Annotated in this window: 19 protein-coding genes; 3 read left to right on the forward strand and 16 right to left on the reverse strand. The window is 38.7% G+C overall.

Features of this window, described 5'->3' with window-relative positions; genetic code table 11:
* Window positions 1-70: 70 nt before the first annotated feature.
* Window positions 71-847, reverse strand: a complete 777-nt coding sequence (locus tag IV80_RS01365; RefSeq protein WP_057748379.1) for a TrmH family RNA methyltransferase — start codon at window positions 845-847, stop codon at window positions 71-73.
* A 95-nt stretch (window positions 848-942) separates the two neighbouring features.
* Here IV80_RS01365 and IV80_RS01370 point away from each other — a divergent pair, with 95 nt between their 5' ends.
* Window positions 943-1,215: an acylphosphatase gene (locus IV80_RS01370; protein ID WP_057748382.1), complete on the forward strand. Its 273-nt coding sequence runs from the start codon at window positions 943-945 to the stop codon at window positions 1,213-1,215.
* A gap of 72 nt (window positions 1,216-1,287) precedes the next feature.
* Complete coding sequence (yidC, locus tag IV80_RS01375; RefSeq protein WP_057748385.1) at window positions 1,288-2,220, forward strand: membrane protein insertase YidC; 933 nt, start codon at window positions 1,288-1,290, stop codon at window positions 2,218-2,220.
* Between the two features lie 53 nt (window positions 2,221-2,273).
* Here yidC and IV80_RS01380 read toward each other — a convergent pair whose 3' ends face one another.
* From IV80_RS01380 to IV80_RS10165, 13 genes are all read right to left on the reverse strand, one after another.
* Window positions 2,274-3,764 (reverse strand): HAMP domain-containing sensor histidine kinase, encoded by a 1,491-nt coding sequence (locus IV80_RS01380; protein ID WP_057748652.1) that lies wholly within the window; start codon window positions 3,762-3,764, stop codon window positions 2,274-2,276.
* Between the two features lie 29 nt (window positions 3,765-3,793).
* Window positions 3,794-4,480, reverse strand: coding sequence for a response regulator transcription factor (locus IV80_RS01385; protein ID WP_057748388.1), 687 nt, complete (start codon window positions 4,478-4,480; stop codon window positions 3,794-3,796).
* A gap of 180 nt (window positions 4,481-4,660) precedes the next feature.
* A complete protein-coding gene (gene gndA, locus IV80_RS01390) occupies window positions 4,661-6,079 on the reverse strand; it encodes an NADP-dependent phosphogluconate dehydrogenase (RefSeq protein ID WP_057748390.1) in 1,419 nt (472 codons plus the stop codon).
* Window positions 6,080-6,219: 140 nt separating this feature from the next.
* Complete coding sequence (gene rpmF, locus IV80_RS01395; protein ID WP_057748399.1) at window positions 6,220-6,402, reverse strand: 50S ribosomal protein L32; 183 nt, start codon at window positions 6,400-6,402, stop codon at window positions 6,220-6,222.
* Window positions 6,403-6,466: 64 nt separating this feature from the next.
* Window positions 6,467-7,012, reverse strand: coding sequence for a YceD family protein (locus IV80_RS01400; RefSeq protein WP_057748403.1), 546 nt, complete (start codon window positions 7,010-7,012; stop codon window positions 6,467-6,469).
* 74 nt (window positions 7,013-7,086) lie between these two features.
* Complete coding sequence (locus tag IV80_RS01405) at window positions 7,087-8,208, reverse strand: nucleotidyltransferase (protein ID WP_057748407.1); 1,122 nt, start codon at window positions 8,206-8,208, stop codon at window positions 7,087-7,089.
* Window positions 8,209-8,219: 11 nt separating this feature from the next.
* Window positions 8,220-8,954, reverse strand: a complete 735-nt coding sequence (locus tag IV80_RS01410) for a class I SAM-dependent DNA methyltransferase (RefSeq protein WP_057748410.1) — start codon at window positions 8,952-8,954, stop codon at window positions 8,220-8,222.
* Window positions 8,951-9,310: a ribosome silencing factor gene (gene rsfS, locus IV80_RS01415; RefSeq protein WP_057748413.1), complete on the reverse strand. Its 360-nt coding sequence runs from the start codon at window positions 9,308-9,310 to the stop codon at window positions 8,951-8,953. Before rsfS ends, IV80_RS01410 begins: the two co-directional genes overlap by 4 nt.
* Before the next feature lie 11 nt (window positions 9,311-9,321).
* The gene (gene yqeK / locus IV80_RS01420) at window positions 9,322-9,927 is read right to left on the reverse strand and encodes a bis(5'-nucleosyl)-tetraphosphatase (symmetrical) YqeK (RefSeq protein WP_057748415.1); all 606 of its coding nucleotides are present in this window, start codon (window positions 9,925-9,927) and stop codon (window positions 9,322-9,324) included.
* Entirely contained in the window at window positions 9,914-10,558 is a 645-nt protein-coding gene (locus IV80_RS01425) for a nicotinate-nucleotide adenylyltransferase (protein WP_057748654.1), read from the reverse strand. The genes yqeK and IV80_RS01425 overlap by 14 nt, the downstream gene beginning before the upstream one ends.
* Window positions 10,559-10,579: 21 nt before the next feature.
* The gene (locus IV80_RS01430) at window positions 10,580-10,891 is read right to left on the reverse strand and encodes a YhbY family RNA-binding protein (protein WP_057748417.1); all 312 of its coding nucleotides are present in this window, start codon (window positions 10,889-10,891) and stop codon (window positions 10,580-10,582) included.
* 16 nt (window positions 10,892-10,907) lie between these two features.
* On the reverse strand, window positions 10,908-12,023 hold the full coding sequence (gene yqeH / locus IV80_RS01435; RefSeq protein ID WP_057748420.1) for a ribosome biogenesis GTPase YqeH: 1,116 nt from the start codon (window positions 12,021-12,023) through the stop codon (window positions 10,908-10,910).
* Window positions 12,024-12,554, reverse strand: coding sequence for a YqeG family HAD IIIA-type phosphatase (locus tag IV80_RS10165; protein WP_057748423.1), 531 nt, complete (start codon window positions 12,552-12,554; stop codon window positions 12,024-12,026).
* A gap of 175 nt (window positions 12,555-12,729) precedes the next feature.
* On the opposite strand from IV80_RS10165, the gene IV80_RS01445 reads away from it, so the two are divergent.
* Window positions 12,730-13,689 carry an NADP-dependent oxidoreductase gene (locus IV80_RS01445; protein ID WP_057748426.1) on the forward strand — a complete coding sequence of 320 codons (960 nt, stop codon included), beginning with the start codon at window positions 12,730-12,732 and terminating at the stop codon, window positions 13,687-13,689.
* 83 nt (window positions 13,690-13,772) lie between these two features.
* Here IV80_RS01445 and rplT read toward each other — a convergent pair whose 3' ends face one another.
* The gene (gene rplT / locus IV80_RS01450; RefSeq protein ID WP_057748429.1) at window positions 13,773-14,129 is read right to left on the reverse strand and encodes a 50S ribosomal protein L20; all 357 of its coding nucleotides are present in this window, start codon (window positions 14,127-14,129) and stop codon (window positions 13,773-13,775) included.
* A gap of 51 nt (window positions 14,130-14,180) precedes the next feature.
* Window positions 14,181-14,384, reverse strand: a complete 204-nt coding sequence (gene rpmI, locus IV80_RS01455; protein WP_057748432.1) for a 50S ribosomal protein L35 — start codon at window positions 14,382-14,384, stop codon at window positions 14,181-14,183.
* Window position 14,385 lies beyond the last annotated feature (1 nt).

Raw genomic sequence — 14,385 nt, forward strand, 5'->3', positions numbered from 1 at the left:
AACAATATAATACTCATTATTTCACTAAAAAGCAAAGAAAACGTAGTTCAAAATGTAAATGTAATAAAAACTAAATGTCTTTCAAGGAAAACATTAAAATTCCAGCCGCAACCGCCACATTTAAAGATTCCGCTTGACCTTTGATTGGAATGTACAGGTTGCTCGTTGTGAGTTTCAAAAGTTCTTCAGACATACCGTTGCCCTCGTTGCCCATAATTAAAGCAAAGTTCTGTGTCCGTTTAATGTCCTGATAACTTTTAGCTTCTGGGTTAAGCTCTGTGCCATAAACTGGAATCTGAGCTTTTTGAAAACTTTGTGCCCATGTTGTTAAGTCTCCTAAAATCAAACGAATATGGAACTGGCTGCCCTGCATTGCGCGTTGTACTTTTGGATTGAAAATATCTGCTGTTCCCTTACCAAAAACAACGCCAACGAAACCTGCTGCATCCGCTGTTCGTACCATTGTTCCAATATTGCCAGGATCTTGAATGTTATCTAAGAATAGCCAAGAACCAGTTATTTGGTCGACTGGTTTTTCAATTTGTCGTTGTTGATTCGGAATTTGAACAATGGCAAAAATGCCTTGGGTTGTAACCGTGTCACTCAAACGTTCTGCTATTTTTTGTGAGATCACGACCAAGTTAGTTGTGGGTACTTCAAACGTAACTGCGTCTAACTCTTCTTGTGTACTGACAACATAGTCAATTTTGGCAGTACTTTGCAGAGCTTCACTAACTAAGTGCCGACCTTCTAATAAATAGAGACCCGTTTTACGACGACCTTTTTTCGTTTTTAATTTCTCCCACTCTTTAACGCGGGAATTTTGTGTTGATAAAATTGTTTCCATAATAATCTCCTTATTTAAAGCTAGTATACCATATTATTTCTTTTTCATAAGAAATGATAAAATGAAGATATATTAGATTGAAAGGATGTTGATTTATGAAATCAGTTACAATTCAAGTTTTCGGTCGCGTACAAGGTGTCGGGTTTCGCTATTTAACCAAAATGGTTGCTGACAAGCTTGGTATAAAAGGTACTGTGGCTAATCTAAATGATGGCTCTGTTTATATCGAAGCCGAGGGTCCTGAGGATCAACTCAACGAATTTATCCATGCCGTCAAAATGTCCCCTAGCCCAAGTGGCAAGGTGGATAGAACTGTGATCAACGAACAACCTTCCCAAAACTTCAGTGGTTTTCGGGTCACAAACTAATCAACCATTGAAAAAAGGCTAATAATCAAGTATAGTATCGATTGTTAGCTTAATTTGAAAGGGAATGTATTAATGAAGAAAATGAAACATTTAGGTACCCTAACCGCAATTACCGGTTTGGCCCTACTTTTAACCGGTTGTGTTCAGCGTACAAAATCAGGAAAACCATATGGCTTTATCTATGATTACCTGGCTGTTCCAACTCAACATATTATGAACTGGCTCGCAAATTTACTGGGTGGCAGCTATGGCTGGGCAATCATTGCTGTTACTTTTATTATCCGAATGATCCTCTTACCAATGATGGTTGAGCAATCACGTAAGGCAACTGTTCAACAGGAAAAAATGGCTTACATCAAGCCACAGCTCACAGCTATTCAGCAAAAACAAAAAAATGCCACAACTAACGAAGAGAAGGCCGCGGTCAGCCAACAAATGATGGCTCTTTATAAAGATAACGGTATTAGTATGACAGGTGGTATGGGCTGTTTACCTATTTTGATTCAGTTCCCCGTCTTTGCCGCCTTATACGCCGCTATTCAATATTCGCCAGAGTTATCCAGTGGCTCACACAGCTTGTTTATGGGATTCAACTTAGGACAACCCAATTTTATGCTTGCCGCACTTTCATTTCTTGTCTATTTATTACAAGGGTGGCTGGGTACACTTGGAATTCCTCAAGAACAAAAGAAATCCATGATGTCAATGATGATTATTAGCCCATTAATGATTTTCTTCATTTCGTTTCGGGCTCCTGCTGGTTTGGCACTTTACTTCTTTGTAGGTGGTATATTCGCATGTATCCAAACTTTGATCATTTATTTCTATCGACCAAGAATACGAGCTTCTGTTGAAGCAGAGATGAAAAAGAACCCGCCTAAAGTAGTCGTCCCTGAAGAACCAGTAGTAGCTGCAAAACCTCAAGCATCAAATTCAATTGCACGCGACCATCTTTCTAATCGAAAACGCAACGCAGGCAAACAACAACACAGACCAAAAAAATAACATTGCTATAAAAAAGGCTAGGGAATTTTCCCTAGCCTTTTTTATAACCACTTTTAAGCTTCTGTATTCTTTTCTGCCATCTCTTCGTTATCGTCTTTTACAATTGGTAACGTAATTCGAAAAATGGAACCATAGCCAACTGAACTTTCAAGCGAAATCTTGCCATGGTAGCCTTCAATTAAACGTTGTGCAATCGAAAGACCTAACCCATTACCACCCTTGTCGCGACTCCGAGCCTTATCAACTCGATAGAAGCGATTGAAAACTTTTTTAACGTCTTCTTCAGAAATACCTTCACCAAAATCCTGAATGGCAATTTGAACTGTATGAGCATCCTCTGCCGCCGAAAGATGAATTTCTTTGCGTTTGGTTGAATACTTTACCGCGTTATCGAGCAAAATAATCAACACTTGTTCTAGATGGTTACGATAGATTTGCACAATCGGATTGGAATATACATCACTATCCAAAGTAAACGTAAATTCCGGATGAATCATCTTAAAATCATTAAAAACTTGATTAACCACTCGCATAACAGGCGTCTTTTCTTTTGAAAAATGAATTTCCAACTGATCTGCCCGTGTTAAGTCCAGCATTTCCTGTACTAAGCTTTGCATGCGCTTAGTCTCGTCTAAAGAGGCCTGTAACGACTCGTTTAGGATTTTAGGATCATCTTTACCCCATCGATTCAGCATCTCCATATGGCCTTGTATGACAGCGACAGGCGTACGCAGTTCATGGGAAACATCTTCCACAAATTGGTGTTGTTGATCAATGTAGCGTTGCATACGGTCAAGCATATCATTAAACACAACTGCCAAATCTGATAACTCATCATTACGTTCCAAATCAGGAATCCGTAATTCCGTTTGTGGATCCTCAGTTACCTGCTTCATAGTGTTGTTCATTACATTAATTGGTCGCAACAAATATGTGGCCAACAAATACCCAAAAAGCGAAATTAGCGCAAAGGCAATGATCGTCAACAAAATAATAATCCAAATAATTTTTTGTTGAGTCCGTTTCACACTTGTTAACGTATCGACAACCTGAATATAGCCAATCAAGTCCCCATTACTATTGCGTATCGGGGCACGCCCAATTAACCCATTAAACCGATTAGTCCTTTGACGGGCAATACTGCGTTTTCGAGGCACACGAAACTTTTCTGAATTTCGCCGAGAAGCAAAGACTTGCTCTCCATTTAAATCATAGACAGAAACCACAATATCGCGACGAGCTAAATTTGTAAGTAATGAATTACTATATGGCTGCTCGCTTTGTTCAGAATTACTAGCCGCACTGTCTGGGCGTAAATATTTTCCCACAGTTATCCCATCGATTTTAGATACTTTTTGCAGACGTGAGTTTACCGAATTGATAGTTGAGTCAACTTGATCACGTTCTTGAGTTAACATAACTTGGGAAATACTGTTGAAAACAAAAAATGAAAAGACAAGAAAGATAAGGAGAACGCCAACTCCTGTTCCAATTGCCCATTTCCATTTTAAAGATAATCTTCGTTTAGACAACCCAGTTTGCATGTACGTGGGTTGCTTGCTTTGATCTTCACTCACGATCGCATCACGTACCCTGTCCCTCTAACCGTTTGAATATAACTCTGTTCACCAGGTCGATCTATCTTATTACGTAAATAACGGACGTAAACATCTACCACGTTGGTTTCAACCTCGTTATCAATTCCCCAGACTTCATCTAACAAGGCGTCACGTGACTGAACCACATTAATGTTTTCCATCAGCAATAGCAATAATTGGTATTCTCGTTTAGTTAAGTTAATGATCTTCCCATCGCGTCGTGCCACTTGATTTTCTTTTTCGATTGTAATATCACGATACGTCACTGTCGTCTGTTGGAATGCTTTTTGTTCACTTTCAATATCAATTCTGCGAAGCAAAGCACGTAGCCGCGCGAGCAGTTCTTCGATAGCAAAAGGTTTCACAATATAATCATCCGCTCCATGATCCAATCCTGACACACGATCAATGACAGAATCTCTGGCCGTCATCATAATAATTGGCGTTGTTTTAGCTTCGCGTACTCGACGACAAACTTCAATCCCGTTTAATTCAGGCAACATTAAGTCTAACAAAATGGCATCAAAATTTTTATTTAGAGCCGCATCTAGTCCTGTGCGGCCATTAAACTGAACCTCTGTCTCATAACCCTCATGTTGTAATTCCAGTTCAACAAACCGTGACAAGCTTTTCTCATCTTCAATAATCAATATCCGACTCATTTTCCCACTCCTAATTATAAAAATCGCTTTCTCTTTCAGTGCATTTTATTCATACAAATCAAAGTTTAACATTAAAATGAGATTTTGCCTAGAATATACTCACTTACTTATAAGAAAAAAGCCTAAACCTACTAGTTTAAAGCGTCATCGTAGATTTAGACTTTTATTTATAAAATGGGTTTATTGTTCTTTATACCATGGGTAATGATAAATGCCTTCACGGTCTACTCGTTCATATGTGTGAGCACCAAAGTAATCTCGTTGGGCCTGTAACAAATTAGCAGGTAAAACAGCAGAACGATAAGAATCGTAGTAAGCAATTGCGGAACTAAATCCAGGAACCGGAACTCCAGCTTTAACAGCTAACCCGACAATATCGCGGATAGCTTCCTGATAGCGTTTGGCAATATCCTTAAAGTAGTCATCTAATAACAAATTATCTAGCTCAGGATCTTTGTTGTATGCATCAGTAATATTCTGCAAGAAACGAGCACGGATAATGCAACCAGCACGCCAGATTTTGGCAATCTCACCGAACTGTAAATTCCAGTCATAATGCTTAGAAGCTACCTTCATCTGCTCAAAGCCTTGCGCATAACTCATAATCTTACTGAAATAGAGTGCTTGACGGATTTTTTCAATGACTTCATCCTTGTCAAACTCAACTTTTCCTTCAGGCTTTGGCAAAACTTTGCTTGCCGCCACACGTTCCTCTTTCATAACTGAGATATAACGTGCATAAACAGATTCAGTAATTAGAGATTGTGGTACACCTAATGCAAGCGCATTTTGTGAACTCCATTTACCAGTTCCTTTATTACCACCCTTGTCCATAATCAAATCTACAATGGGTTTATCAGAACCAAGATCATCCTTACGAGTTAAAATGTCAGCGGTAATGTCGATTAAATAACTATCGAGTTCGCCTTTATTCCATTCTGAGAAAATATCAGCAATTTCATCAACCGTTAAGCCCAACATGTTTCGTAATAAGTTGTAACTTTCATCGATTAATTCTTCATCACCATATTCAATCCCGTTATGAATCATCTTCACATAATGGCCAGCTCCGTTTGGTCCAATATATGTGACACAAGGAGCGCCATCTTCAGCCTTAGCAGCCATTTTTTCAAAAATAGGTGCTACCAAGTCATAGGCCTCTTTTTGGCCACCTGGCATCATTGAAGGACCTTCAAGTGCACCAAGCTCACCACCCGAAACACCAGTACCAATAAAGTTGATACCTGAATTGTCTAATTCTGCATTTCGACGCATGGTGTCTTCAAAGAAAGTGTTCCCACCGTCAATTAAAACGTCACCTTTATCCAAATGAGGAAGTAATTCAGCAATTACCGCATCGGTTGGCTTTCCAGCCTTAACCATCATCATAATGCGACGAGGTTTTTCCAGTGAATTAACAAAATCTTCAATTGTATAGCTTGGTACTAAATGTTTATCAGGGTGATCAGAAACCACTTTTTCAGTCTTTGATCCAGTTCGATTATAGATTGCAACTGTGTAGCCACGGCTCTCAATGTTAAGGGCCAAGTTTTTACCCATAACAGCCATGCCAACTACCCCAATTTGTGGTTTATCCATGTTGTTGCCTCCTAATTTTTAATTCCTACTAATCGTAACAAAAACGCTCTCAAAATTAAAGTTTTTACATTTTAATTTTTATACCAAACAAAAAAGCAGGAAAAACCATGGCTTTTTCCTACTTTTCGTTAAATAACGAATTATTTACTTTTGACATCTAATACTTGTTTGCCATCATAATATCCACAACTTGGGCAAACACGATGTGAAACACGTAATTCACCACAATTTGGACATGGTGCCAAACCTGGAGTTTGTAATTTAATATGTCCACGACGATTACGTTTGCGTGATTTTGATGTTTTTCTTGCTGGTACGGCCATCAATAGCACCTCCTTTAAGAGAATTACGGTTTCCCGTTAAATTTTATGTCTCACTCAGATAAATTCATTTTAAATCAGAGTCTTCTGATTTAAACAGATCCTTTAATTTAGCAAGACGTGGATCAACTTGTTTAGTTTGCACTTCTTGTTCATCCTGTTCGGAAACGACTTCCCAATCTTTGCCAGAAGGCATCGGGACCTTGCCACTTTCTTCATCAGGTGAAAAGATTTGCATCGGAATTTGCAAAATTACATTATCCGCAACTGCCTTGGAAAAATCAATTTGATCATCTTGAACCGGCAACACCGTCTCCGTTGATTCAAAGCGATCCAAATTGGTCCCTTCAGCAACATAATACTCGTTGATCGCGAAATCCAACCCTAAATCAACAGGCTGAAGCGATCGCGATGACGGTACTACAATTTTCCCAGTAACATGTGCGGAAACTAATACTGCATTCCGATCTTTAATTGCATACCCATCAACTTTAATTAATGAAACGTCCAAAATTTCGGACACTCGATTAACTAAATCCTTCTTTAAATCAAGAGATTCATTAAAATGGAGGGGTTCCTTGTGTTTCATAAGATCAGAAAATGACCAATTCATTCAAAAACCTCCTAATGCAACGAATGTAATTATACCTGTGCACAAATTCTTTGTCAATGGAAATTCCTTGACAGTTATAACGAAATAATTGGTTTCCGTCCAATATTTTGCTCTTTTTGCGTCAAAAGTCCGTAAATTTGATCAGCTTGATAAGTACTTTGATACCCTACTGCGTTTTCTTTTTGACCAATCTTACTCAGTACAGGGATATCAAACTCCTTTAATTTGTGTAAGTATGTTTGCCCTTTTCGATTAAAACCAAGGACTCGATAAACGGGAACTTGACCACGCATTTGGTCCTTTTTTAAATTCAAAGCAATTGCCAAACAGAGGCGTTGAAGGTGCGTATAAGTATACCTTTTTGTTTTGAGGCTTTGCAAAAAAACTTCAAAACTGGTTGATTTGGGAGCTACCGTTTTAAGCCGATACTCAATTCCTTCTGAGCATCCGTAAATAGTTCTTAGCTCTGCTAATGAGGCTGTCAATAACCGATATTTCAAGTACGGCCACAAATCATTCCAGCTCACAAGCTGTCCCATTAAATCAATTGCAGTTTGTTTGGGGACAAAGTGTGTAAACACATCATTATGCGCCAACCTAGCTTTTCGAATGGCCGAACTGCTCGCAAAATGCATCCCTTTAAACGTCGCATCTGCGTGATCAGCCTCGTGTCTTTTTATTGGCATGAGGGCCATTGGCTTAGTCAGACTTTGGTTGGCATAAAAATAATTAAAGGCCAAAATATCATTTGCTGTATGCAAATTGATTTCCGTTTTTTCATAAAGTGCCGAAAATAATTGTCCCGCAAAGCTTTGTGAATACGTACTTGTGTTCAAACTGATTTTTTTAGCTTCCGCAGCTAAAACATTAAAATCAAGATTCGGATGTTCACTGCCAAATACTAAATAATCACTATGGATTTGGCTAGCCATTTGAACTGCGCCTTGAGCAAATAGGTGTGCAGCTTGCATAGACACGTAAATTGGTAATTCGATAACCAAATCAGCCTGCCCATTTAATGCTTCTTTTGTGCGCTGCCACTTATCAACAATTGCTGGTTCGCCTCTTTGCAAAAAATTACCACTCATCAAAACAACCAATACATCGGCATGTGTTACTTTTTTGGCTTGTGTTAAAAGGTATTCATGCCCGTTATGAAAAGGGTTAAATTCTGCAATCACACTACAAACATGCATTTACTCCTCACCTACTTTAAACACTCAAAAAACCATCTCGTGCTTTTTTCTCCAATTGTCCCTCTCCCAAAATCACTTGAAGTGACAATCTTTTGAAAACCAACCGTTTGCAATAAATCTAAATAAACTTGTAACTCATAGGTCCGTTCATGATGAATTTCGCTAATCTTATGAAATTGTTCATTTTGACTATTTTTAATAAAGAAAGTAAGTTCATGTTCGACACCATGAGGAATCTCAGTGGCATAAGACGACCACAAAAAAGCCTGCTGTTCATCCACATAATTATACATATAACCAGGATATACCTCGTCCGTTTGATAAGGTGAAATAACGTCAAATAAAAACTTGCCTCCTGGTTGTAAATGATCATAAACTTGCTTCAAACATTGTGCTAATGCTTTTTCGTCTGGTAAATAACACAAAGAATCTGCAAAACACGAAATCACATCATATTGACTTAATTCTTCTAAATCCAGCATGTTGCCCTGAATTAGTGGTAATGTGACGTTTGCTTCCTGAGCATGCTCATCTGCCAAAGCTAGCATTTCTTCTGAAAGGTCGAAACCAGAAACTTGATAACCTTGTTGGATAAGTTTAACAGCCAGTCGACCACTCCCACAAGCTAAATCCAACCAATTGGCGCTTTTGTCAGATTGACGTTGCGAAACAAAATCCAGCCACTGATCGTACATGGTTGGATCCATTAATTCATCATAAAGTTTTGCAAAGGTCTGATAAATCATGCCTCAACCCACTGATGGATATCGACTGGATCTGCTTGAGACCATAACTTCTCTAAATTATAGAATTTACGTTGATCCGTCTGGAACACGTTAACCACAACATCACCCAAATCAATAAGTACCCACTGTGCAGCACGTTGGCCTTCCACATGACGAATTTCTGTTTTATCTTTTTCATTAGCTTCAATGATAGCATCCGCAATGGCATCAACTTGACGACTTGAATCTGCGCTCATAATCACGAAATAATCAGCCAATAAACTAACCTTTTCCATGTCCAGAGCCACAATTTTCTCAGCGCGTTTCCCATCAGCCGCTTTAACGGTTGTTTCTAAAATTGTTTTACTTTCTGTCAATGAATTTCCTCCTATTGTATGTTCTGCCAGGCATTATATGTTGCAATGGTCCCCGGATAAATCGGGCGGCCGTTCTCAACTAAATATTTTAAAGTTTGCTGTGTTTGAAAGAATACACCCTTCTTTAAGCTCTGATTCGTAAGTTCTCTCGCTTTTTCAACGCCGGGGAAATCTCGACCAGGCTCAATGTAATCGGCCATATAAATAATTTGATCTAATCTTGTCATATATGGTGCTCCAACCGTATGGCGCCGTACTGCATTTAAAATTTCCTCATCAAAAATATGAAGTTCATCTTTGATAAATTCTGCTCCGACGACACCATGCCAAATCGCATTGCCATAATCGAGTAGTTCGGGATCCATCTGTTTATCATTAATTACCTTGATAAAATCATGGTCAGACCGCTGCTTTGCATAATCATGAAGTAATCCAGCGATAGCTGCTTTCTCAGTATTGACTTGATTTTGCTTAGCTAATTGAAATGCTTGTTGCTCCACACGTAAACAGTGTTGAAACCTCTTATCATCTAATTTTTCATGAACTTTTTTTATTAATTCATCTCTTGTATATGGGATCAAATTTTCTTGATATTCAGTAATTTCATTTTTTTCCATATAATTTATGCTCCTTGATGTACGCTAAAACTTGGTCGGGAACAAGATAGCGAATAGAGTGGTGTTTGGCAATTTTATTTCGAATTAGAGTTGAACTTAAATCAATTGTGGGGGTATCTACCCATAAAATGGGATACTCACTGTGAATCTTCACCCCAGGTCGTTTCACCCCGACAAATTGGACAATCTTAACTAAATCAGCAATTCGATACCATTTGGGCAAATAAGCCACCATGTCAGCTCCAATAATAAAGTAGTACTGATTTTCAGGATGGGCGCGTTTTAAAGCAACCAGAGTATCGTAACTGTAACTTTTACCTTGCCGTTTTATTTCGGCCAATTCGATACCAAAATTCGGATTGGAAGCAATTGCCGCCTTTACCATTGCTACTCGGTGTTTAGCCTCAATTGCCTCTTTAGTATCCACATGCGGTGGTATATAATCCGGCATAAAATCTACCCGATCTAGTCCTAATTGTGTGCAAACCTGTTCAGCCATAATTAAGTGACCTAAATGTGGTGGATTGAATGTTCCCCCAAGTAAGCCAATTCGTTTTCGCTTAATCTCACTAACTAATTCACTTTCAACAGCCACTTTTGTTTGTTGAATTGTTCTTGTTGCGCTCAAAATTCTCACACTCCGCTGATTAACTTAAATTGCTTTAACCTGTAACGAAATATTTCGTTTAGCTTCAATATCAGATTCTTTAAAAAGCACTAAAACATGGCCAATAATTTGGACAACTTGAATTGTAGTGTTTTTTTCAATATAGGCTTTTACTTCTTCGGGCGTCACGTCAGTATTTTGTTGTAAGTTGATTTTAATGAGTTCGTAATTATTCAAGGCACCATCCAACTGATCAACCCAGGCCCTTGTCAATCCGTTTTTACCCACAGAAAACTTAGAACGAAAACGCTGTGCCTTACTTCTTAAAAATCTTTTTTGTTTACCTCTTAAATTCATAATGTCCTCTTTCGTTTTAAACTAAAGGTTTTCGAACAACTGCGGCAATTCCCTTTGGCGCCCAAATTACAATTGTCGAATGTGCTGGTACTGTTAACCAACCTAATCCTTCAATGACCACATCACTTTTAGCATCTAGATGAAATTCATGCCGTTGTAATGCTGGTAACTTTTTTAGGCCCTCTTGATTAGGAGGCGTAAGCAGTTCACCAAGATGTTTTGTATAAAAATGGTCTGCATTGTCTAATTTGGTTCGGTGAATCATAAGATTGTTTTCAAAATACGTGCTAATTGCACCGTGACCACTTAAATAATCAAATCTTCCCAAACCACCAAAAAATAAAGTCTGTTGGTCGTCTAACTGAAAAGTTTTGGGCTTAATTGTTTTTTGCGGCGACACAAATTTTAAGTCTTTACCATCTAAAACATGTGCCATTTGATCTTCGTGAACAATTCCTGGAGTGTCAATCAACATTTTGCCATCTTCAAAAGGAATATCAATTTTATCAAGCGTTGTGCCAGGAAAACGTGACGTGGTAATTAAATCTTTGGTCCCGTTATTCAAACGAATAATTTGATTAATCAGCGTGGATTTTCCAACATTTGTCACACCGACCACATAGGCGTTACGGTGTTTACGATACTTTTCAATTGTATTCAAAAGATCTTCAATTTCATCAAGGCTCTTGGCACTTGTGAGCAAGACATCGATAGGTCGGATTCCTTGTAATTTAGCCTGTTGTTTCAGCCATTCTTTCATTTTAGATCGTTTTAAAGATTTTGGAAAAACGTCTTCTTTGTTACCCACTAGCAAAATAGGATTATCACCTACAAAGCGGTGAATTCCCGGAATCATACTACCATTAAAATCAAACATGTCCACTACATATACGATCAACGCATCGTCATCTCGAATTTGACTTAATAAGGCTAAAAAGTCATCATCCGTTAGCGATACAGGCGCAATTTCATTGTAATGTCTAAGCCGAAAACAACGTTGACAATAGACTTCCCCTTTTTCAAGTCCCTTTTCTAAAGCACTTTTGGGTGTGTAGCCTAACTGGTCTTTATCCGTAGTCTGTATTTTTGCACCACAACCGATACAGTAAACTTCTTCTTCAGTTTGATCCATTTACTTAATTTCCTCCTGCCAGTTGTTCATCTCTGGATATTTTTTGGTTAATCTTTTTTGAATAAAGTATTCAAAAAAGCGATTTATTTTTGTGTTCCATGCATCCGAGTTCAATAAAGGTTTCACTAAAATACTGCGTGTTCCGGCCATATTTGCAGCCAGGACATCTGTCAGTAATTGGTCGCCTACCATGACAACTTCATCAGCATCAAGACCTAGTTGCCGTAGCGCCCTAGAAATACCGTAGTTTAAAGGTTTCAGTGCTCTGGAAACAAATGGCAACTGAATGCTTTTTAAAGCTCGTTTGACACGCGAATGACTATTATTAGAGACAACCACAACAGGAATTCCTGCATTTTCCATACGTTTAATCCACGTCCACAATTCTTGCGTCCCATCAGGATTGTCCCAAGCAATCAACGTATTATCCAAATCTGTTAAAACCGCTTTAATTTTGGCTCTTTTTAACTCCTCTGGTGTCAAACTGTAAATTTTGTCCAAACACCAAGTTGGTTTAAACTTCTCAATCATACTACTCTCCTTAAAACACACTATCCAACCATTATAGTTGATTTTGTCTATTTTTGCATTTATAGACACTAGAAAAAATAAATCAGGTTCAAACTAGGTCATATGTTTAAATAAATTTGCCAAGATGCGTTAAGATAAAGCACAAGCTTAATTAATTAAAAGGAGGCTCCCCAGCATGAAAGCATTTGGTTTTAATCAATTTGGTAGTGCCGACGTTTTTGAAGAGCTCACAAGTGAAAATCTCACGCCTAAAAAAGGCCGCGTCATTGTGCAAACACACGCATTTGCCATGAACCCCTTTGATCGTAAAATGCGCCAAGGTGAAGTTAAGATGAAGCAACCGCCCTTTTTTCCAATCATTCCAGGGAGTGACATTTCTGGTACCGTGATCGATAAAGCCGCTGACGTTTCTGAATTTCACATCGGTGATGAAGTAATTGGCCGCGTTATCTCTGGTGGCTATGCTCAGCAGGTATCCGTTCCCCACCTCAAACTTGTTTTGAAACCCCACAATCTTTCGTTTACAGAAGCCGCTGGCATTCCCAATGCTGGTATTACTGCCTACGATATTTTGAAAGGCGCACTTAATCTGGAACACGTGACCTCAATCTTAGTCTTGGGGGCATCTGGAGCAGTAGGCGCTTTCCTGGTTCAGATTGCTCGAGCTACCGGTTTATTCGTCGCCGCAACGGCTTCATCAAAACATGCAAAGTTTGTCAAAAATTTAGGTGTCGATTTATTTATTCCAACAGAGCAGCTCACAAAGCGAAACTTTTTGGATGATGCCCCAGTCGACGTACTCATTAATGCCACTCCGGCTACGTTTGATAATAAGCTGGGTAACAATCGGTGGCTAAAACCAGACGGTCAGTTGGTCTCTCTAAACGGCTTTTCGCCAACTTTTAAAGCTGTATCAAATCAGCAACAGCTCACTGATTTTAATGATGCTGCTTTTCACCAAAATCGCAAAGCGTTAGTTTATTTAACCGAACTTGTTAAACATAATCAGCTTAAAGTTCCCATCGCACGCACTTATCCCTTTACTTTAGATGGCGTGATTCAAGGCCAAAAGCTTTTGGACGCACATCATATGCCAGGAAAAATCGTGATCACTCAAGAAGCTCCTAATAAGTAACTTTTCTTATCACTTATAAGCAAAAAAATCCCCGATGATTAAACAGCATTTCTAGAAATAACTGCTAATCCGAGGATTTTTTATTAAGCCAACGCTTTTTTGGCTGTTTCAACTAATGTTGTGAATGCGGCCGCATCATTGACAGCAAGATCAGCAAGCATCTTACGGTTCATATCAACGTTAGCTACCTTCAAGCCATGCATTAATTGACTGTAACTCATATCATTCAAACGAGCTGCAGCATTGATTCTTGCAATCCAGATTTTGCGGAAATCGCCTTTACGATTACGACGATCACGGAATGCATATAAACCAGATTTCATAACTTGGTCTTTAGCAACCTTAAAGTTAGTATGTTTTGGTCCGCGATAGCCCTTAGCAAGCTTTAAAATACGTTTACGACGACGATGTGTGACTGTTCCACCTTTTACTCGTGGCATAATAATTCCTCCTAGAACTGGTTACCCAGCATTTTATTCTTTTAAATTAAACTATTTGCTGATTGTAGATAACATCTTACGATAACGTTTAACGTTCGTATGATCCATCATGCTTAATCCACGTAATTGACGACGTTGTTTCTTCGTCTTTCCGTGAAAACGGTGACTTGTATAAGCATTGCCGCTTTTGAAACCACCCTTACCAGTTCGTTTGAAGCGCTTTGCAGCAGCGCGGTTTGTCTTCATTTTTGGCATA

Source organism: Pediococcus cellicola (assembly GCF_001438655.1).
Lineage (GTDB): Bacteria > Bacillota > Bacilli > Lactobacillales > Lactobacillaceae > Pediococcus > Pediococcus cellicola.

Excerpts from the sequence above, each read along its gene's own strand:
- IV80_RS01370 (WP_057748382.1), top strand. The coding sequence starts at position 943 with ATGAAATCAGTTACAATTCAAGTTTTCGGTCGCGTACAAGGTGTCGGG.
- yidC (WP_057748385.1), top strand. The coding sequence starts at position 1,288 with ATGAAGAAAATGAAACATTTAGGTACCCTAACCGCAATTACCGGTTTG.
- IV80_RS01400 (WP_057748403.1), bottom strand. The coding sequence starts at position 7,012 with ATGAATTGGTCATTTTCTGATCTTATGAAACACAAGGAACCCCTCCAT.
- IV80_RS01385 (WP_057748388.1), bottom strand. The coding sequence starts at position 4,480 with ATGAGTCGGATATTGATTATTGAAGATGAGAAAAGCTTGTCACGGTTT.
- IV80_RS01430 (WP_057748417.1), bottom strand. The coding sequence starts at position 10,891 with ATGAATTTAAGAGGTAAACAAAAAAGATTTTTAAGAAGTAAGGCACAG.
- IV80_RS01365 (WP_057748379.1), bottom strand. The coding sequence starts at position 847 with ATGGAAACAATTTTATCAACACAAAATTCCCGCGTTAAAGAGTGGGAG.
- IV80_RS01380 (WP_057748652.1), bottom strand. The coding sequence starts at position 3,764 with ATGCAAACTGGGTTGTCTAAACGAAGATTATCTTTAAAATGGAAATGG.
- yqeH (WP_057748420.1), bottom strand. The coding sequence starts at position 12,023 with ATGGATCAAACTGAAGAAGAAGTTTACTGTATCGGTTGTGGTGCAAAA.
- rpmF (WP_057748399.1), bottom strand. The coding sequence starts at position 6,402 with ATGGCCGTACCAGCAAGAAAAACATCAAAATCACGCAAACGTAATCGT.
- IV80_RS10165 (WP_057748423.1), bottom strand. The coding sequence starts at position 12,554 with ATGATTGAGAAGTTTAAACCAACTTGGTGTTTGGACAAAATTTACAGT.
- yqeK (WP_057748415.1), bottom strand. The coding sequence starts at position 9,927 with ATGGAAAAAAATGAAATTACTGAATATCAAGAAAATTTGATCCCATAT.
- IV80_RS01405 (WP_057748407.1), bottom strand. The coding sequence starts at position 8,208 with ATGCATGTTTGTAGTGTGATTGCAGAATTTAACCCTTTTCATAACGGG.
- IV80_RS01410 (WP_057748410.1), bottom strand. The coding sequence starts at position 8,954 with ATGATTTATCAGACCTTTGCAAAACTTTATGATGAATTAATGGATCCA.
- rplT (WP_057748429.1), bottom strand. The coding sequence starts at position 14,129 with ATGCCACGAGTAAAAGGTGGAACAGTCACACATCGTCGTCGTAAACGT.
- gndA (WP_057748390.1), bottom strand. The coding sequence starts at position 6,079 with ATGGATAAACCACAAATTGGGGTAGTTGGCATGGCTGTTATGGGTAAA.
- IV80_RS01445 (WP_057748426.1), top strand. The coding sequence starts at position 12,730 with ATGAAAGCATTTGGTTTTAATCAATTTGGTAGTGCCGACGTTTTTGAA.
- rpmI (WP_057748432.1), bottom strand. The coding sequence starts at position 14,384 with ATGCCAAAAATGAAGACAAACCGCGCTGCTGCAAAGCGCTTCAAACGA.